This window comes from Cryptobacterium curtum DSM 15641 (assembly GCF_000023845.1).
GTDB lineage: Bacteria > Actinomycetota > Coriobacteriia > Coriobacteriales > Eggerthellaceae > Cryptobacterium > Cryptobacterium curtum.
The window spans coordinates 1317772-1336087 of record NC_013170.1; the positions used below are offsets into that span (position 1 = coordinate 1317772).

General features: G+C 50.8%; 19 protein-coding genes and 2 tRNA genes. 3 read left to right on the forward strand and 18 right to left on the reverse strand.

Annotated features, from left to right (window positions below):
• Positions 1–16: 16 nt before the first annotated feature.
• From CCUR_RS05760 to CCUR_RS05770, 3 genes are all read right to left on the reverse strand, one after another.
• Positions 17–109: transfer RNA gene (locus tag CCUR_RS05760), tRNA-Ser, on the reverse strand.
• A gap of 103 nt (positions 110–212) precedes the next feature.
• A tRNA-Ser gene (locus CCUR_RS05765) sits at positions 213–304 on the reverse strand.
• A gap of 264 nt (positions 305–568) precedes the next feature.
• Complete coding sequence (locus CCUR_RS05770; protein ID WP_015778710.1) at positions 569–1783, reverse strand: peptidylprolyl isomerase; 1215 nt, start codon at positions 1781–1783, stop codon at positions 569–571.
• Positions 1784–2099: 316 nt separating this feature from the next.
• Between CCUR_RS05770 and CCUR_RS07300 the strand changes: the two genes are divergently transcribed.
• Complete coding sequence (locus CCUR_RS07300) at positions 2100–2624, forward strand: hypothetical protein (RefSeq protein ID WP_015778711.1); 525 nt, start codon at positions 2100–2102, stop codon at positions 2622–2624.
• On the forward strand, positions 2602–2724 hold the full coding sequence (locus CCUR_RS07710) for a kinase/pyrophosphorylase (protein WP_169302068.1): 123 nt from the start codon (positions 2602–2604) through the stop codon (positions 2722–2724). The genes CCUR_RS07300 and CCUR_RS07710 overlap by 23 nt, the downstream gene beginning before the upstream one ends.
• Positions 2725–3001: 277 nt before the next feature.
• Here CCUR_RS07710 and CCUR_RS05780 read toward each other — a convergent pair whose 3' ends face one another.
• From CCUR_RS05780 to CCUR_RS05815, 8 genes are all read right to left on the reverse strand, one after another.
• On the reverse strand, positions 3002–3271 hold the full coding sequence (locus tag CCUR_RS05780; RefSeq protein WP_015778712.1) for an ACT domain-containing protein: 270 nt from the start codon (positions 3269–3271) through the stop codon (positions 3002–3004).
• 250 nt (positions 3272–3521) lie between these two features.
• Positions 3522–4118: a GTP cyclohydrolase I FolE gene (folE, locus tag CCUR_RS05785; protein ID WP_015778713.1), complete on the reverse strand. Its 597-nt coding sequence runs from the start codon at positions 4116–4118 to the stop codon at positions 3522–3524.
• Between the two features lie 18 nt (positions 4119–4136).
• The gene (locus tag CCUR_RS05790; RefSeq protein ID WP_015778714.1) at positions 4137–4925 is read right to left on the reverse strand and encodes an exodeoxyribonuclease III; all 789 of its coding nucleotides are present in this window, start codon (positions 4923–4925) and stop codon (positions 4137–4139) included.
• 200 nt (positions 4926–5125) lie between these two features.
• Positions 5126–6640 carry a flavocytochrome c gene (locus CCUR_RS05795; RefSeq protein WP_015778715.1) on the reverse strand — a complete coding sequence of 505 codons (1515 nt, stop codon included), beginning with the start codon at positions 6638–6640 and terminating at the stop codon, positions 5126–5128.
• Between the two features lie 182 nt (positions 6641–6822).
• On the reverse strand, positions 6823–7554 hold the full coding sequence (locus tag CCUR_RS05800) for a DUF805 domain-containing protein (protein ID WP_015778716.1): 732 nt from the start codon (positions 7552–7554) through the stop codon (positions 6823–6825).
• 102 nt (positions 7555–7656) lie between these two features.
• Positions 7657–8529: a phosphoribosylaminoimidazolesuccinocarboxamide synthase gene (locus tag CCUR_RS05805; protein WP_015778717.1), complete on the reverse strand. Its 873-nt coding sequence runs from the start codon at positions 8527–8529 to the stop codon at positions 7657–7659.
• 194 nt (positions 8530–8723) lie between these two features.
• Positions 8724–10214 carry a sensor histidine kinase gene (locus CCUR_RS05810; RefSeq protein ID WP_015778718.1) on the reverse strand — a complete coding sequence of 497 codons (1491 nt, stop codon included), beginning with the start codon at positions 10212–10214 and terminating at the stop codon, positions 8724–8726.
• 80 nt (positions 10215–10294) lie between these two features.
• Positions 10295–11005, reverse strand: coding sequence for a response regulator transcription factor (locus CCUR_RS05815; RefSeq protein ID WP_015778719.1), 711 nt, complete (start codon positions 11003–11005; stop codon positions 10295–10297).
• Between the two features lie 194 nt (positions 11006–11199).
• Between CCUR_RS05815 and CCUR_RS05820 the strand changes: the two genes are divergently transcribed.
• Positions 11200–12600 (forward strand): Tat pathway signal protein, encoded by a 1401-nt coding sequence (locus CCUR_RS05820; RefSeq protein WP_143711820.1) that lies wholly within the window; start codon positions 11200–11202, stop codon positions 12598–12600.
• A 146-nt stretch (positions 12601–12746) separates the two neighbouring features.
• Here the strand turns inward: CCUR_RS05820 and nadE are convergent, their stop codons facing one another.
• The 7 genes from nadE to CCUR_RS05855 form a co-directional block, all read right to left on the reverse strand.
• Positions 12747–13577, reverse strand: a complete 831-nt coding sequence (gene nadE, locus CCUR_RS05825) for an NAD(+) synthase (protein WP_015778721.1) — start codon at positions 13575–13577, stop codon at positions 12747–12749.
• A 39-nt stretch (positions 13578–13616) separates the two neighbouring features.
• Positions 13617–14270: a hydrogenase nickel incorporation protein HypB gene (gene hypB / locus CCUR_RS05830; protein ID WP_015778722.1), complete on the reverse strand. Its 654-nt coding sequence runs from the start codon at positions 14268–14270 to the stop codon at positions 13617–13619.
• A 5-nt stretch (positions 14271–14275) separates the two neighbouring features.
• Positions 14276–14641 carry a hydrogenase maturation nickel metallochaperone HypA/HybF gene (locus CCUR_RS05835; RefSeq protein WP_015778723.1) on the reverse strand — a complete coding sequence of 122 codons (366 nt, stop codon included), beginning with the start codon at positions 14639–14641 and terminating at the stop codon, positions 14276–14278.
• 3 nt (positions 14642–14644) lie between these two features.
• Entirely contained in the window at positions 14645–15496 is an 852-nt protein-coding gene (gene tatC, locus CCUR_RS05840) for a twin-arginine translocase subunit TatC (protein WP_015778724.1), read from the reverse strand.
• A 1-nt stretch (position 15497) separates the two neighbouring features.
• A complete protein-coding gene (locus tag CCUR_RS05845) occupies positions 15498–16457 on the reverse strand; it encodes a Sec-independent protein translocase subunit TatA/TatB (RefSeq protein WP_015778725.1) in 960 nt (319 codons plus the stop codon).
• A gap of 130 nt (positions 16458–16587) precedes the next feature.
• Positions 16588–16791 carry a hypothetical protein gene (locus CCUR_RS05850; RefSeq protein WP_015778726.1) on the reverse strand — a complete coding sequence of 68 codons (204 nt, stop codon included), beginning with the start codon at positions 16789–16791 and terminating at the stop codon, positions 16588–16590.
• Between the two features lie 39 nt (positions 16792–16830).
• Positions 16831–18180: an amidohydrolase family protein gene (locus tag CCUR_RS05855; RefSeq protein ID WP_015778727.1), complete on the reverse strand. Its 1350-nt coding sequence runs from the start codon at positions 18178–18180 to the stop codon at positions 16831–16833.
• Positions 18181–18316 lie beyond the last annotated feature (136 nt).

Sequence of the window (18316 nt, forward strand, 5' to 3'; positions counted from 1 at the left end):
ACGGCTTGTTACTATCTGGCGGAGGAGGAGGGATTCGAACCCTCGTTACCCGGATTACGGGCAAAACGGTTTTCGAGACCGCCGCATTCAACCACTCTGCCACCCCTCCGTGGGTGGGCGACCACCCATCGGTAGTCGCATTGCCGGATTACTGGCTTCTATAACGCAAAACCAAAGCTTTGCTTTTGAACCGCACGCAAGCGGAAAAGATCTGGCGGAGAGATGGGGATTCGAACCCCAGATACCCTTTTGGGGCATACACGATTTCCAATCGTGCTCCTTCGACCAGCTCGGACATCTCTCCATCAAGCCAAATGCTGCGCAGAAGCGTGGCAGCGAAACGGCAGTATACTCCATTCGCCGCCACGCACGCAACTTACCTTACGGGAAGCACACCTTGGGTTTCCAACCTAAAAGCCCTCGTACGTTTCAGCCTCAGTCAACCTCTGACCGCCACGGAACGAATACGCCTAAGCTACCCGTTATCCGGGTTTGATCAGAAGTCCTCAACGGGAGCAACGACAAGGCAGCACCTGGACAAAAATCCTCTAACGAAGATTCGTTAGTGCTAGTTAGTGCTAGACGTACTCGCATCCGCAGATGAAGATGAACTGCTCGAAGCTTCACCCTGTGTACCCGTTGTATCGTCAGTAGAAGAAGCGCCATCGGTTGATTGGCTCGACGACTGATCACCAGAGCTGGAAGTTCCATTGCCTGGCATCAACGTGGTGCTATCAGAAGCGGGATACTTGGACATATCTACATCGTACGGCAGACCGCTCGGCATGTCTGTCTTTTCGATAGTGGCCTTTTCTTTATAATCTGCCATCCACTGCTTATACGCCTGAGTCTCGTTGTTCGACTCAACCATCTTACGAATATAATCAATCAATTCAACGGGAACCTGATCGATTTCGGTGACCTCGTCAGGCGCCTCATATACATCGGTGCACTTGATAATGTGAATGCCATAATCGCTCATTACTAAGCCGCTTACCTGGCCCTTATCAAGATTGGTAAGCGCATCGGTATACGGCTGAACAAAGCGATTCAGCAAATCCCAACCCACGTTACCGCCATCTTGAGCAGAGACAGTATCGATTGAATATTCTTTAGCGGCATCCTCGAAGGAAATCTGTCCCGAGTTAATCTGGTCGAGTACCTTCTGGGCAGTATCAGAGTCGTCACTTGCGAATAAGATGTGCGAAGATTTCTTCGCCCCGCTAAACGAGCGCGCATACTGCTGCGCATACGTAAGCAATTCTTCATCGCTTGCACCAGCTGTGCTTTCCGCAGTTACCTTTTCTTTCAGAGCATTCTCAAGCATCGCATTGTGCACGCTATCACGATAACCTTCTTCGGTTGTGCCCGCCTGTTTGAGAGCGCTTTGCCAGGCATCATCGTCGGAATAGTTTGCCTTCATAGAAGCAACTTGGGCATCGACGTCTTCATCGCTCACCGACACGCCGTTTTCTTCGGCAGCCTGACGAGTTAGGTCGATGCCAACAAAATAATCAATAATCTGATCGCGCACCTGAGAGGGGGTCATTGACGATTTTGCCATCCATTTACCCCAAGTATCTTCATCGGTGAGACCCTGTGTTTCACGGAAATTCTGAACAAAATCGGTAACGGTCTGTTCGGATATTTCCGTCCCATTGACGGTAGCAGCCACTCCAGAAGAAGCAGTGGACGAAGAAGATGAGCAAGCCACTATGCCAAGCATGCATGCTGCCGAAAGAGCGCCCGTTACCACTAGACGCATAATGCGATGAGATCTCATGTAAACCATCCTTCGTTTTAATCGAATAGCGGTATTTTCCCATAACCCTACACAGGCGATTTGCATTGCACAAGATGTTCATGTGTGACACATATCAACAGCGACAAATACTATGAGAAAGCTGCCTGTGTATTAGATATCCCAAAATCTTCCCGCTTTGTGGCTAAGGACGCCAAATAAGTATCCAAATGCCAAGGAAGTCTCCATACACGTGTCGTAATGCTAAACGGCTCTAAACCTGATTCTAGTTCCCAGAGAAAATCCTGCGCGCATGCTCTAACGCCCCACCGCCCGTTAATTCCTCTACAATGGGTGTATGAGTAACCAGAATCACAATCCGTACGCCTACTCACGTGCGCTGATGACGCGTGAGTTGGATGATCATCTGTCGGGAAGCCTCGAATCGCTCTTTCTGGTAGTGAGTACCCAAGAAATTTCTGCTATCGCGCATGATGCATTACAGAAAACAGCCGATGCGCTTGGCTATGGAAACAATGGTGCTACATTCCTTACGCTTCCTGCCTCACCAAATGAAGAAACGCCCAGTCAAACCAATCAAACTGACCATCAAAACGTACAGCGAATTATTGAAGGCCTTGATCCACTCTGTCTTATAGCGACAGATGTACGAGCCGCTAACAGTATCGGTGCAGCATACGACACGAATGTTTCTTCACAGACGAAAGCCATCAGTTACAGCGGACGAATTGCAGGACGCGAGACACGGGTATTCGACGATTTCAATACCCTGGTGACAACCGAAGCAGGTAAGCAGCACGCCTGGGCGCTCTTGAAAACACTGCCAACATTCTCTGGGATTGAAAACTCGGCAAAACGATAAGAACTTTAAGATCGAGTACACGATTGCTCACGATGACGGCCGCAACCCGCAAGATCTTCCCCTTGCCGACATCGTGCTACATCGCGAAGGAGTGATATAGATCGCAAGAACTCTCAAATCGGGATAAAACGGGTTGTGGTTTAAGGATTTCAGGCTTAGTCATAAAGCCTTTAAGACCGCTCTATTACAGAAATGCGGATGCCACCGTTGGAGGAGGGTGACATCCGCGTCAGACGAGGAAAGCATAAAGCTTTCGGAAGAGTGACTTCACTATAAGAGTTATATTATTCTTAGTAAAGAATAATATAACAATACTGAGATTTCTTTCTTCCTACCTCGCCTTATAAGCGTTTGAACTGCAGAAATACCCTGCTTTTTTAAATGGAGAACATGTAGTCGAATACATCCTGACGCTGCAAGGTTAATTGAACACCAAGCGTTTCGGCTACCTCGGCAAGCTTTTCTTGCACTTCGTTGAAATCAGCGCAATCAGTGTCGAGCGTTACTAACATCGTCATGCTGAATACGCCTTCAAGAATCGTCTGAGAGATATCGTCAATATTAGCTTGGCATTCGGCGAGCGCCACAGCAACTGCCGCTACAATGCCGCTGCGGTCTTTACCAAGAACGGAGATTACGCACTTCATATTTGATCCTTTCCTTACTGCCCCACCATTGTACCGATACGATGTGAGAAGCTGTACAACTAAGACAACAGTACGACTAACCGCACAACTAAAAGCAACGGTATAGCCCAGATAAATCCAGAGAGCTCATGTACCTGTCACTCAACGCACTACCCCCGCCTGCTCAGCATTCGCTCAGTGTCATCCAATAGCTGATCTCTCACCGATTTCTCTGTGTGAAGTACCGCGCCAATTTTTCTGTACGAAGTAACTAGCGCTGAAAGATAAGTGAAAGTGCCTCGGCACGTGTCGCAGGATTGCGTCTGAACAAACCCCGTACGGCACTTGTTGTCGTTTTGCTGCCCGGCTTTTTTACTCCGCGCATGCTCATGCACAAGTGTTCTGCTTCCATCACCACAATAACCCCTTGCGGATGCAGCTGTTCAACCAGCGTATCGGCTATCTGACTTGTTAGGCGCTCTTGCACCTGCGGGCGCCGTGCAAACGCATCCACCAGCCGTGCCAGCTTGGATATACCACAAATACGCCCATCTTCAGCCGGCACATACGCCACATGAGCGCGACCAAAAAAGGGTGCCAGATGATGTTCGCACATCGAATAAAACGGGATATCACGCACAAGAACCATTTCTTCGTGGTTCTCATCGAAGGTCGTTTCGAAATACGATGCTGGATCTGCATACAAACCCGCAAAGCATTCCGCATACATCTTCGCGACACGCTCAGGTGTCTTGCGCAAGCCTTCGCGGTTAGGGTCTTCCCCTACCCCTTCTAAGATAAGGCGAACGCCTTGTGCCACCTTGTCCAAGTCCATTCGAGTGCCCGTGATATCCAAATCGTTGCTCATACGATGATCTCTTTTCCTTTATAGGTCGATATCAAGCGACACCGGACAGTGGTCGCTTCCAAATAAATCGGCGTGTATACGCGCTGCACGCACGCGGTCGGCGAGACTCTTGCTGACAAGAAAATAGTCAATGCGCCACCCAGCGTTATTTGCCCGCGCATTGAAACGATAACTCCACCAGGAATAAGCACCCACTTCAGTAGGGTTTAATAGGCGAAAGGTATCAACAAAGCCCGCATCAAGAAGCTTGGTGAACTTTTCGCGCTCTTCGTCGGAAAAACCTGCATTACCACGATTCGACTTCGGATTCTTCAAATCGATTTCTTCATGGGCAACATTAAAATCGCCGCACATGATAACTGGCTTCGGCTGCGCGGTATCAGGCCCTAAGGGCGTTGTGCCCTTTTCAAGCCCCTTGCAGAAATCGCGGAACGCATCATCCCATTCCATGCGATGGTCGATACGCGCGAGTTCGTTTTGCGCGTTGGGCGTATACACATCGACGAACCAAAATTCAGGAAATTCCAGTGCACAAATACGGCCTTCGGTATCAAGATGCGGTACGCCCAGACCATGAAGAACCTGTAGTGGCTTTTGTCGTGCGTAGACTGCCGTACCCGAATAGCCTTTGCGCTCCGCGTAGCTCCAGTGACTTTCATAATCGGGAAACTCTAGGTCAATCTGACCTTCTTGCAATTTTGTTTCCTGCAGAGCAAACACATCGGCCTTAAGCGAAGTGAATATATCAGAGAAGCCTTTTTTCTCGGCAGCACGAAGCCCATTGACATTCCACGAGACCAAACGCATGAATATCCTTTCTGTACTGGTTGCCAACTGATGCCTTAAACCAGTGCTGATGTCTGATGTACGATATCTGATATCAGTGTATACGAGTAGGATACAAAAGGACGCCCCCGCGCGACTGCACGAGGACGTCCTTACGAAAACGGCGGAAACAGATAGCTGTCGCAACCGTTAAACGTGATAGATACCTACTTGATAACTATCTACTTAATAGCAGCTGCAACAACTTCGCCCACATTGCGTCCGAACGTCGTGATGTCGCACACGGCATTGCCACCAATACGGTTGTTGCCGTGGATGCCACCCGTTACTTCACCAGCAGCATACAGACCAGGAATCTTTGAGCCATCTGCCTTGAGAGCTTCGTTATTGTCGTTGATCTTAATGCCACCCATTTCATGATGAATGCCTGGCGTAACCTTGATGGCATAGTAGTTACCATCAACAAAAGCAATGCAGCTCTTCGTGCGACCGAATTCGTCGGTAGCCCCACTGGTGGTAATCGCGTTGTATGCATCGACCGTTGCCTGCAACGTTGCAGCATCGACACCGATCTTGCTTGCCAGATCATCCAAGCTGGACCCGGTGACGACCAAGCCCTTCTTTTCATAGCTGTTCTTGATTGCCTTGTTGGCATCGTACACGGTCTGGTCGAATACCTCCCAGGCGTACTTACCGGGTTGTTCAAGTTCGGCTGCCGACACCTTATCGCGCGTACTCATTTCATCAAAGAAGCGCTTGCCATCTTGGTTAACCAGAATGGCGCCGCTACCACGAACAGCCTCTGCGATCAGGGGAGCGGGCTGACCCGAATTGCCACCCTCGACCACGCCAACTGTCGGATGGATCTGGATTTGATCCATCTGCACTAGTTCAGCACCAACTGCTTCGGCCATGGTATAGCCATCGCCAGTTGCACTTGGCTGGTTTGTCGAGCTGTAATCGGCAAGGTCAGGACGATACTTCGAAATAAGTTCTTTATTGGAACCCAAGCCACCCGACGCCATAATGACGGCCTTAGCTTTATAGGTGGTTTCACGGCCCTTGCTATCCTGAGCCTTCACGCCGACCACTGCGCCTGAATCATCAAGCACCAATTCGGTTGCAGTCATGCTCTTTTCAACTTCGATGCGGCGATTGTTTACCTGTGATTCCAGACCCGGCACCAACGTGGCACCAACGGCCGATCCATCGGTCGGACGATGGCAGCGCTTTACTGACATGCCACCCGTTGACGTGATGTTGTCAAGCACGATACCCAGTTCATCAAGCCAGTCGATCGTAGCGGCTGAATGATCGCACATGAAATGCACCAGCACCGGATCACCGGTGTTGTGACCACCATCAAGTGTTTCCTGAGCAAACAGTTCGTTGCTGTCTTCAATACCCTGTTCTTTTTGGAACTTTGTTTCAGAAGCATTCATACCGCTTGAGCTGAAGCTGGTATTTCCACCAACTGCTTCGGCCTTTTCAAGCAGAATAACATCTTGCACACCTGCATCGTACGCAGCAATAGCTGCAGACATACCTGCGCCACCAGCACCAATAATAATGATATCGTGAGACTGTTCCTTACCTTCAGAAGAAGACGAACCGCTTCCTTTCGGCTGAGAGCAGCCTGCCACTCCGAGAGCGCCGAGTGCAGCAGCGCCTGCAGCACCTGCAAGGAATACACGGCGTGATACACCTGTGCCTGATACGATTTGTTGGTTACTCATCTTTCCCCTCTCTGTCATTATCCGCACACAGAAGTGAAAGCACACTTTCAAGCAACTGCCCTTTGGATAACCGACACCAACATCTTATACTTTACCACTGTTTAGGCTGATTAAAGCTCTTTTTATTATTTTGTTAGCGGAATAATAGCAATTACCATGAGAAGAAACAAATATGCAAACTATTAATGCTTGCGAGTAGAAGAAGCCGCCATGGTGTCACTTGTGTTAGCTCCGGCAGAAGCTTTTGTAGACGTGTCAGTACCAGATACCCCAGCAGCCGCAGACTTCCCTTTGCTGAACAGGTGTGTAAAAAAGTTCCCGTGCGCCTGAGCCTGCGCCTTTGCATCACGCTTGGCTGCTTCGGCCTCACCCAATTTACGAGCTTCAGCAGCTTCCTTCTGGGCAGCAGCCTTTTCAGCCTTGCGCGCACGCGTTGCTGCCTTTGAACGTCCGGCCATCATCCGGTCGGCATAAGCACGACGAATTTTGCGCACCTTGCCCATATCAACCCAGATAGCGAAGATCAGTAGAGCATAGCCGACACCCAAAAGCACATAGCTTGCTACCGCAGAATCAGGAATGGCTATCTGCACCACAAAGGACAGCGCCGTTAAAGAAAGTGCAAGTACAATCGAAACCCACCAATAACGCCGCCACCGATGATATTCAGGCGTATCAGGGTTGTAATACCGCGCCCGCGCTTCGCGTTCCTGTTGCTTTTTTGAAGCAGCTGCATTACCACCACCAGAAAGGCGCGATAAGAACCCTCGTGAAGCAGCTTGTTTCTTGCCGCTTGCCACACGCACACTGGCACCCGCCTTTGACACCGGCTTAGCCGATGCGGCGCTTTTTCTTGTTTTGCCAGTGCGATCGTCGCTTTGATAGCGTTCGTTCATAGGATTGCGTTGGGTCATAAGGCGGTTTGCTCCTCAATGATGAATACGTATTGGATAGATACGTATTGTTGTTTGCTCTTAGTTGTTGGTGTAGTAGCTGTTACCTCTTACTTGGTACTGCTACTTTTGAAACGATGTGCCCGTAATAAGCTCGTATGCCTGAATGTATTTCTCGCTTGTCTTTTGAACAACGTCTTCAGGCAAATGCGGTGGATTACCACTGCGATCCCAATTAGCATTGAGCCAATTGCGCACAAACTGCTTATCAAAGCTCGGCTGTACCTCGCCTTCACGATAGGTGGCAGCTGCCCAGAAGCGGCTGCTATCAGGTGTGAGCACTTCATCGGCCAGAATAACCTTACCGTCAACAACACCAAACTCAAATTTGGTATCGGCAATGATAATACCTTGTTGAGCTGCATGATCAGCCGCTTTCTCATACACCGCAAGCGTCAAGTCACGCAAGGTAGTCGCAGCTTGTTCCCCCACAAGATCAACAGTCGTATCGAAGCTGATGTTTTCGTCGTGCCCACCAATTTCAGCCTTGGTAGATGGAGTAAAGAGCGCGGTGGGAAGCTTGGATGATTCAGTCAGCCCCTCGGGCAGCTGAATGCCGCACACTGTGCCATTCTTACGATACGACGCAAGACCACTTCCGGTAAGGTACCCACGCACAATACACTCCACTGGATACATCTGGGCCTTGCGCACCAACATGAACCGCCCATCGAGATATTCTTCATACGGCTTGAATTCATCTGGAAGATCAGCAACATCCGTGCTGATTACATGGTTGTCAACAATATCTGCCAGCAGGTCAAACCAAAAGCGAGAAAGCTGCGTGAGAACTTTGCCTTTATAGGGAATCTCATCTTCAAGAACGTAATCGAATGCTGATATGCGATCGGTAGCCACCAGCAACAGCTTATCGCCCAAATCATAGAGATCGCGCACTTTACCCTGAGCGTCGGGTTTCAGTTCTATACCAGACATTGTGTTCATCCCCTTCCGGCTGCCCGAGAGCACTTCTACCCCAGCAACCAATATACACACAGACATTAATGCCGCGCAGCCATACTATCAAGCAAGCACTTTCTAAACGCTGTAACTATCACTCGTAGCACACGGTAAAGTTACTCGCATCAACCCTTCAGTGGGCCACGCGCATCAATCCGTACAATAAAGCGCTATTCGCCAGCCGTTTCATTATGGGACATACGGGCACGCTTTGCCCGCTCCTTCGCCAATTTGACGCGCTCTTCACTGAATAGCGGGATGTAAATAGTAAAAACAGCACCCTCGCCCTTCTTACCTTCAACGCGCACCCAGCCTTCGTGTTGATCGACAATCTCTTTGACTAAAGAAAGACCCACACCAAGACCGCCCTGTTCACGCGTGCGGCCCGAATCGGCTCGCCAGAAACGAGAAAACACCATCTTGGCTTCTTCGGGAGAAAGACCGATGCCCGTATCAGCCACCGAAATCTGAGCCATCTCTTCCCCACCGCGCACGGTAACCGTAATGCTGCCGCCTTCAAGGGTGTAGCGCACCGCATTAGAAATAAGATTGGCCGTCGCCTGCCGAATCATGTCGGCATCGCCATAAACGTACACATCGTCTTCAGCACGATAGTGCAATTCAAGCCCCGAATCATGCACCAGTGCCTCATGCGTTGCAATGATGCCTGAAATCAAGTCGCCCACATTAAGCACCCGCATATCTAAGGGTGTCGAGCGGTTTTCTAGGCGCGATAGTTTCAGAATGGCATCCACCAACCGGCTGAGGCGCCGCACTTCAGAATTGACCGTCTCAAGACGCACCGCATCAGCTTCGAATACGCCATCGACCATCGCTTCAACCGTCGACTGAATAGCCATCAGCGGAGTACGCAATTCATGCGCCACGTCGGTGGTCAGCCGCCGTTCAAGGCGACGATCTTTTTCCACCGATTCGGCCATCGAATCGAATGTCTTACCTAAACGAGCTATTTCGTCGTCGCCCACCATATTGGTGCGCACCGACAGGTCGCCTTCACCAATCTGCTTGGCCGCCCGTGAAATGCGATTAATAGGCTCCACCAAAGCGCGCGCAAACACAAAACCAATAATCAAGGCAAGCACAACCGCTAAGGTAGTGGAAAACACCATAGCCTGATAGCTTTTATTACGGAATGCCTGGTCGGCTTGTGTAAGCAGCGTGCTTGATCCATAGACCCACACCCGCACGGTACCAATATTTTCACCATTGGAATAAATAGGCGCACTCGCAAGGGATTCCCTGTTTGTTGGGGCTAGGGATATTTGTGCGCTGCTCGCAGTAGTCAGTGAATTGTCGAACAGTGTATTACCATCGGCATCAATCACCTGCACGCCCACACCATCAGATATATCGCTTGCCGACTGAGCAGGCGATAAAGCGCCACTATGCCATTCACCACTTTGAGCATACTTCGATCCGATTGCTCCAGCTGTCGTCTGCGCAATACGCTGCATGTTCTCGCGTGTATACGTTTGAAAGTGCTGTTCCCATACGAACGACAGCACCCCGAATGCCACGAGTGCTGTCATGCCAGCAATCAACACGAAGGCACCAGACACCTTGGTGGTATAGGACCAGTTGTGTCCCCGCTTCTTATCGCCTTGCTTCTGGCGCTGCTTTTGAGATGCACCGTTGCGCACCCGTTTGCCCCCTTGCCGTATGCGTTACACCAAAGCAAAGCGCGGCCGCTCCCACGACCGCGCCTTCACGTTTCTGTGCGTTACTGACCTTGCTTCGTTGGGTCCTCAAATCGATAGCCCACACCATGAACTGTGTGCAGCCACGTGGGATTACGCGGATTGTCGCCAATCTTTGCGCGCAGGTTCTTCACATGACTATCTATTGTGCGCTCATAGCCTTCAAAGTCGTAGCCGAGTACCTTTTCCACCAGTTCCATACGGGAATACACACGTCCCGGATACCGTGAAAGGGTGGTCAGAAGTTTGAATTCACTAGCCGTTAGGTCAACTTCTTTACCAGAAACAAGCACCTTATGTCCACTTACGTCAATGGTGAGCTCGCCAAATTCAAGTACTTCGCGCTGCGGCTCAACGTCGGAATGCACGCGGCGCAGCAGAGCACGCACGCGCGCCACCAGCTCGCGCGGACTAAACGGCTTAACCAAATAATCGTCAGCACCCAGCTCTAAGCCAATAATGCGGTCTTCAACCTCACCCTTGGCTGTTAGCATAATAATGGGCACATCGGAGTTGTCACGGATAGCGCGGCATACCCGCTCACCCGGAACACGTGGCAGCATCAAATCGAGAATAACCAGGTCAAAATGATGCTTACTGAACTCTTCTAGTGCTTCCTGGCCATCACCAACAGCTGTTACCCAGTAGTTCTCGCGTTCGAGGTACGCAGCAACTGCGTCGCGAATGGCCTTTTCGTCTTCGACGAGAAGAATTCGCCGTGTTTCATTATTCATACGATGACGTCTCCTTCGATCCAATCCATAGGATACTAATGAGCGCCCTTCATGTTGTAATCACACGATGTGAGAAACGTCTTTTCAGGGCGTCTGCAATTATTGTATCAATTAAGCTGAAGTCGACCTGAAATTGCAGCCAGGATGACAAAATATTTTTCTGTCCGTCACAAATCCCATTTGAAAGAAGTCTTTTGTCGGCATCACCACAACAACCGTTTCGCAGTCAAGCGTCCCCACGGCGCACGAATGCTAGTGGGCGCCCTTCAGTGGCGTCCCAGCGGCAGCGGTCTGCGGGATTTCAGTCGGCGGGAAACACCGGATCGGGCAGATTAGAAAAGAATGGATTAGAAAATCGCGTGACAGCCCGGCCGATCACGCGGCGGCGCTTTTTGATCGGCGCCGGCATTACGGCTGCAACAGCCGCAGTTGTCGGCGGGAGCGTTGTCGCCTTAGAACAGCGACGCAACACTTCTTCTATCAGTACGCTGTCGGTGCCTACTTCATCGGTCTTCACGCTGGATGATTGCACGCAAGTAGACTCATCTGAAGCATTTGAGCAAGTGGGCAATTTCACCCTTCCCTTTGGATCGCTTATCTGGGTAAACGATACCAATGTAGCAGGCTGTTTAATCCCTACCGAATCGGCAAGTCCACTTGTACAAGGCGCCCTTCTTAATCTTTCGAGTGGCAATCACACCGTTGTCTTAAAGGCCGCTCAAAGTGCTCAAGAAGGGTTTGAAGTATACGATCTGCGTGCAACGGAATCCGGCGTTGTCTGGATTGAAGAAAACATATTTGATGGGCAGTGGCGCTTGTACTGCGCCCCTCTTTCAAGTGGGTTTTCCCTGGGGACTGCTCGTCTTGTTGACGAAGGAACAAACGCAACCGATATTCCCTCTCTGGCAGCTGTCGGGTCGTCGGCATTTTGGCAAGTAGCACCAGCTGTCACGACCAAAGAAAAATCAAGCCGTACAGGAAAAACCCAAATCAAACGCGCTGCATTTTCTGCGGGTGATGCTGAAGTTATCCACGAATCAAATGGACAGCCCGCGTGCGAAATCTATGCTTCCGACAAGGGAATAGCTGCTGCACCGCACCATCCCGATTCATCGCGGTACTATCAGATTGTTTGCTTCGACGAACAAGGAGCACGAACAGATGACGCACTAACACTTCCTGCTGGCATGAAACCGACTGAAGTTGGTTGGGGTCCTTCGGGTATGTCCTTCTGCTTTGAAAGTATCTACAACTTTGGCGATGGTATCGCCAACCTGGGCACCTATGTACCTGCTCGTACCAGTAGCGATTACAACCAGGTGCCATGGTTCCGCTTCGGACGCACGCCGCTTGCCGCACCCGCCTGGTGCACCGATAGCTGGCTGGCCGTAAAGTCCACGCAATCGGTCTGCGCGGTAAACGTAGCGGAAAAGACATACTGCGCCTTCGATGTTCCTTCTGGAGCAGCGAGCTGGGGAGATTATTTGGTGAGCAGTGGCCAACATGGAACAATTGTTACCGCAGCTCAGGTAAGCCCTTCTACTTCTGACACATCGCAACGCACGTGCAAAGTACGCGTATGGAAGCCAGTTTAATCGTTTAAGCGGCCCTGTACTTCGTGTGCCTATTATGCGTGTACCTACTCTGTGCGTACTTTCGTACTCATGCAGTCTGCGCTGCACTATGAGACACGCCTGCTCCCGAGATGTGCGATACGTACTATGAATGTGTGCTGGTAGCGTTAATCGTAGAATCGCGCAGATGGATAGGGCGGCTCAAGCGCTCGTTTGAAGGCAAAGCGCTGCGCCCGCTCAATAATCTGACGCACTTCTGAGACATTTTTCGATCCAGAAAGTCCCTCAGAGACGATGCGCTCTACTTCCCATCCCCATTCGAAATAACGGATAAGAATGGCATCGAGTGTTGCGTAATCAATGCCCAAACTTGATTCATCCTCTTGACCCGGTGCTAGTTCGGCACTGGGCGGCTTTACCAGCACGCGCGTAGGAATAGGTTCTGGCAGACCGGCTGCTCGTGCGCGTTCGTTGCGCGCCCGAGATAGGGTATAGACATCAGTCTTATACAGGCCACCAATGGGCGCAAACGCCCCAGCAGTATCACCATAAAGCGTCGAATAGCCCATCATAGCTTCACTTTTATTGCCCGTGTTGACGAGCATCCACCCATGAGCATTCGAAAGAGCCATCAGACAGACCATCCGGCAGCGAGCTTGCGTATTCTGACTGGGTAGGTTATCCCATGCTTTCCCACACGGCTCAGCAAGCAGTTCGGCAAATGCCTGATACGGCTCGACAATAGAAAGTACTTGATAGTCGATGCCAAGCGTACGCGCTTCGTCTTCGGCATCCTCAACCGAATGGGCACTCGAATACGGGCCAGGCAACAACACGCCATGAACTGATGAAGCACCAAACGCATCAACGCACAGCACAGCGCAGAGTGCAGAATCAATGCCCCCTGAAAGGCCAATGACGCATTCCGTGAATCCCGCCTGATGAGCAAACGTGCGAAGAGCCGCAACGCACGTATCATATTTCTCGAATGCGTCCATAAGAAACCTCTGGCTTCTTGTTAAACAGTAGGAGCTCGGCTACCGCAGTGCGCGAACACGCTCGGCAAGCCACGAAGCCCACGCCTCAACACCTGCGCCATTCGTCGCCGACAGGGGGAAAATGGGGGCTGTTGGATTGAGCTGCTTCACATGCTCGGTAAAGGCATCTTGGTCAAAGTCGAACACGGGCATCGTGTCGATTTTATTCAGCACAATAGCCTGTGCAACTTGGAAAATACCAGGGTACTTCAGTGGCTTGTCATCGCCCTCAGGCACCGACAAGATCATAACCTTAGCGTTTTCCCCTAAATCAAAATCAGTGGGACACACTAGGTTACCCACGTTTTCCAGCAGAATCAAATCGAGGTTATCCAAATCGAGCACGCTTATGGCCCGCTTGATCATATCGCTTTCAAGATGGCAGGCACCGCCCGTATTGATCTGCACTGCCGCAATACCCTGCGCCTTAATTTTTTCGGAATCGACACTTGAAGCAATGTCGCCTTCAATAACGGCAATATTGAATTCATCACGAAGCGCTTCAATAGTTGCTAGGATAGTTGATGTCTTCCCTGATCCAGGACTTGCGAGAATATTGAGAACGAACACTTTCTTTTCGGCAAACAGCGCTCGGTTCTCTGCGGCAAGACGGTCGTTTTTATCGAGAATCGGCTGCTTCATATCAATCTGCATCAAAATCACTCCTCTTTGCCGTCGGGAATATCAACCTCGATAGACTCAATTGCAAGATCGCGCCCGGCAATAAGCTCAGTCGCAAAACTGTCACAGTTGGGGCATGTCATATGAAAACGATCGTGATCGAATTCATGCCCGCATTCAAGACAGCGACTGCGCGGCGACACCATATTGATGGTTAGTTTCGAGCCTTTGAAAAGCTCGTTGTCTTCGGTGAGTGCCTCGTAGGCAAACACCAGGCAATCTTCGATAGCCTCAGTCATTTCACCGACCGAAAGAGTAACCTGTAACACCTTGTCTGCACCGGCATCATGCGCTGCACGCGTCACCGCGTCCATTACACTTGTCATCATGCCTAGTTCGTGCATGGATTATTCCTTCGATTCCTTTTCCAGCTTGCGCCGCTCTTGGCGCTCGGCCCATTCCGCTTCCCATTCTGCATCTTCTGCAGCTTGACGGGCGGCTTCTTCTTTCTGCTTTTTGATCTTACCACCCAGCACCATGCGTGCGGCAAACATACTGATCTCGTAAAGCGAAATCATCGCCGCAAACATGAGCACCATTGTTACCGGCGAGGCGTCGGGTGTGATAAACGCCGAAATTACCAAGAGACCAATGTAGACTTCACGCCACAGTCCGCGCAGGCGAGCATACGGCACAATTTCAAATACGGTGAGGTAAAACACAATCAAGGGCAGCTCAAAGGCAAAACCGAAACCGATTTCGAATTTGATAATAATGTCGATCCACTTCTGCGCTTCAGGCATAACCACCGCAAAACCGCTGGCCTGATCGGTAAGCCATTGAAATGCCGGGTCGAGAATGATGTTGTAGCAGAACACCGTGCCGAAGATAAACAACACACACGCCACAGCAAACGTAGGCAGAAACCATTTGCGCTCGTTGGGCTTGAGAGCCGGCAAAAAGAACGCAAGCACTTGCCAGATGATAACGGGCATACAGGCCACAATGGACGCCCAGAATGAAATCATAAAACGCACGGCAAAGGCATCAAATGCACCAAAGACGTTAAGCACCACGTTGCCATTAGCATCCACCGGCATATATTCAGCAACTGGATGCAGCAAAAATTGTGCGAGGGTCGGCGTGGCCATGTAGAAGACACAGACAGCAATAAGCAGGCATACGACGATGCGAACAAGGCGCATACGCAGTTCGCCCAAATGGTCAAAAAGGGGCATACGAGCAGGACCGATAGGCATCTTAAGCTCCCTTCTCTTCTGAAGGGACATCGGTGTCGGCAGCCTCAGTTACCCGAGGGGCAGCTGGCTTGGATGCTGCTTTCGATGAAGCCGACTTGGACGCCGTTGGTTTAGGAGATGCCGCAGACTTGGACGCCGTTGGTTTTGATGCCGCTGGCTTGGAAACTGTCGTCTTAGATGTTGCAGACTGAGACGCTGTCGATTTGGCTGTAGCAGTTTTGCGACTATTAGCTGGCTTCGATACGGCTGATTTTGATGTGGCTGATTTACTGCTGCTTGTCGGCTTGCGCGTGGGCGTTTTTGCCGTTGGCTTTGCGCCGTACAGCTCGTCGACAGAAAGCGTGCTGCGATCAGGTTTGGCGCCACCAGCATGTGCATGCGGTGTTGTGCGCTCAGATGAAACTGGTTTCTCTTGAGTAGCCTGGCTTGATGCTGCTTTTGCAGGCGACTTCGCGGACTTGGCAGTTGAATCAGATGATACCGACGCTGCAGCCGCATCTTCTTGAGTATCAGATGCTGCTTTGGCTGTAGTGCTCTTTTCAGCAGCTGTTGCGCCTACCGCCGCAGTTGCCGAAGCGGCTGCGGTAGCAGCCCCAGAATCCTTTGCTTCAGAAACTTTCTTCTTCGCTTCAGCTTCAGCCTTGCGCGCTTCAGCTGCCTTACGAGCAGCCCGTTGCTTGTCGTAGCGCGCTTTACGCTCGGTAAAACTTTCGCCCTTATCTTCCTGCTTGGCATCGTTTTCTAGTCGAGACAATGCATCAAGCGGGTTCTTGAAGGGGTCCTCCGCATCAGGGTCGTACACTTCATTTTTGATAACATTGGACATCTCGCTTTGTGCAGCGCGAAACTTAGCAATCGCTCGTCCAATGGTTTTCGCCATAGCTGGCAGCTTGTCAGGCCCAAATATCAAGAAGCCAAACAGCAGTATGAGTATGAGCTCATTTGCTCCAATACCAAACAAGATAGCCTTCCTTCACTGATGTGTTCTGCTGGAACGCATTGTAAACGCAGATTTTACCGCATCATGCACACCTGTGATGCGCTTCGCGCCAAGGACATGAAGGAAACGTTTTAGCAGAATGGAATAAGACCTATGCTCCCGCAGTAAGGAAGCTCAGTGCAACGGTCGGTACCCCGAGGGCAAGAACAAGAATGATGCAAACAACGATAATACCGATACGCTTCAGACGCTCGGAGCGTTCCTTCTTTTCACGTGCACGACGCTCGCGTTCTTCGGCCGCTGCTAACCGTGCCTCACGCTGCTTTGCTGACATTTTTTTCTGCTTGTTAGCCATGCTTCTTCCTTTGGATGAGGTATGCATGCGTCGTAGTTCTTAATGACGCAACTTCCCCCGTACTTTCATAACCTGAGCGATGCTTTTTGCGAACTCCACATCGATGTTCCATTTCCCCTGTTCGTAAAGAATAGTACCACCGACCATGGTCATAACCACATCGGAATTACCCGCCGTATTGACCACCGCCGACATTGGGTTGTCGGTGGGTGTCTGATGAGATCCAGAAAGATCAACCGCGGTAATATCGGCCAGTTTGCCCACCTCAAGCGACCCGAGTTTATCATCAAGGCGCAAAGCGCGCGCCCCGCCAATGGTTGCCATTTCGAGCATAGTATGAGCGGGCAAGAAATCCTGAGTGCTCACGGCACGCTGCACCATCAAGCCAATGCGCATTTCACTAAACATATCGGTTGAATCAGTCGCTGCGGGGCTATCGGTTCCCAAACCTACACGCAATCCAGCGCGCAAATATTCTCCAATAGGTGCCACACCCATGCCCAGCTGAGAATTACATCGGGGACAAAAAGCCACTGCAACATCTCTATCACGCAGTTTGAGAATATCATCATCGTCAACATGTACACAATGAATAGCAAGCACGTTACCCGCCTCAAAGGCACCCCAGTTAAGCGCGTAATTGACTGGCGTGACGCCTGTCGGAAGCCAGGGCGGGAACTCGATACAACCATGCCGCTCCATTTTAGCAAGCGAAAAGGCGCTGCTGCCGCTTTTAACAAAATCGTATTCTTCACGGCTGCCGGCCAGATGCATCGCTACCGGCACAGAATCACCTGCATAGTCAGAAATCAGGCGGAATATGGACGGATGACATTCGTGTAAGGCAGACGGCGCAATGCCAATAGTAATGCGATCGCCATCAACAAGGCTGCGCCACCGTTCTATATCTTCTATAGCAGCATCCATGGCGCTGGCAATCTGGTGCTTATCCATCGCACCCGTTTCGCGATATACAACGCCGCGCAAGCCCAATTCATGTAGGGCGCGTGCCGCCGCATCGGTCGTACTGGTATCGCCAAGCAGCGTAATACCCGATGATATTGCCTCAAGGCCCCCAATAATGGCCGAATAATATAAATCAAGTTCCGTCAGAGACTCTTCTATATCGGACACGGCCGCAAGCCATGTTGCATATGGTTCGTCGGGAGCCATACCACGCATCACCGAATATTCCATATGGGTGTGCACGTTGATTAAGCCTGGCATAAGCGCTGCTTGAGCAAAATCGCGCACTTCTTCATCTTCGTAGCGGCTACGCAATTGGGCCGCCGGACCAAGATCGCAAATCTTGCCATCGCGCACCAATACGGCACCCTTTTCAATAGGGTCTGACGTAATGGGTAAAACGTATTCGGCACACAACAGCATGGCATCCTCCTGAATATGCGTGGCGCAATCATAGCATTACCTAGAAATGCATCGAGGGAACGGATGAGGCCTTCCCTAAAAAGATACTCGGAGAATTACAGGACCGTAGACGTAAAAACTTCTTGAAGGTTAAAAG

What these genes read in the sequence shown, in the direction of transcription:
- CCUR_RS05800 (WP_015778716.1), bottom strand. Translation starts at nt 7,554, where the DNA reads ATGACCCAACGCAATCCTATGAACGAACGCTATCAAAGCGACGATCGC.
- CCUR_RS05850 (WP_015778726.1), bottom strand. Translation starts at nt 16,791, where the DNA reads ATGGCTAACAAGCAGAAAAAAATGTCAGCAAAGCAGCGTGAGGCACGG.
- CCUR_RS05805 (WP_015778717.1), bottom strand. Translation starts at nt 8,529, where the DNA reads ATGTCTGGTATAGAACTGAAACCCGACGCTCAGGGTAAAGTGCGCGAT.
- CCUR_RS05770 (WP_015778710.1), bottom strand. Translation starts at nt 1,783, where the DNA reads ATGAGATCTCATCGCATTATGCGTCTAGTGGTAACGGGCGCTCTTTCG.
- CCUR_RS05815 (WP_015778719.1), bottom strand. Translation starts at nt 11,005, where the DNA reads ATGAATAATGAAACACGGCGAATTCTTCTCGTCGAAGACGAAAAGGCC.
- CCUR_RS05855 (WP_015778727.1), bottom strand. Translation starts at nt 18,180, where the DNA reads ATGCTGTTGTGTGCCGAATACGTTTTACCCATTACGTCAGACCCTATT.
- CCUR_RS05835 (WP_015778723.1), bottom strand. Translation starts at nt 14,641, where the DNA reads ATGCACGAACTAGGCATGATGACAAGTGTAATGGACGCGGTGACGCGT.
- CCUR_RS05795 (WP_015778715.1), bottom strand. Translation starts at nt 6,640, where the DNA reads ATGAGTAACCAACAAATCGTATCAGGCACAGGTGTATCACGCCGTGTA.
- hypB (WP_015778722.1), bottom strand. Translation starts at nt 14,270, where the DNA reads ATGCAGATTGATATGAAGCAGCCGATTCTCGATAAAAACGACCGTCTT.
- folE (WP_015778713.1), bottom strand. Translation starts at nt 4,118, where the DNA reads ATGAGCAACGATTTGGATATCACGGGCACTCGAATGGACTTGGACAAG.
- CCUR_RS05790 (WP_015778714.1), bottom strand. Translation starts at nt 4,925, where the DNA reads ATGCGTTTGGTCTCGTGGAATGTCAATGGGCTTCGTGCTGCCGAGAAA.
- tatC (WP_015778724.1), bottom strand. Translation starts at nt 15,496, where the DNA reads ATGCCTATCGGTCCTGCTCGTATGCCCCTTTTTGACCATTTGGGCGAA.
- CCUR_RS05780 (WP_015778712.1), bottom strand. Translation starts at nt 3,271, where the DNA reads ATGAAGTGCGTAATCTCCGTTCTTGGTAAAGACCGCAGCGGCATTGTA.
- CCUR_RS07300 (WP_015778711.1), top strand. Translation starts at nt 2,100, where the DNA reads ATGAGTAACCAGAATCACAATCCGTACGCCTACTCACGTGCGCTGATG.
- nadE (WP_015778721.1), bottom strand. Translation starts at nt 13,577, where the DNA reads ATGGACGCATTCGAGAAATATGATACGTGCGTTGCGGCTCTTCGCACG.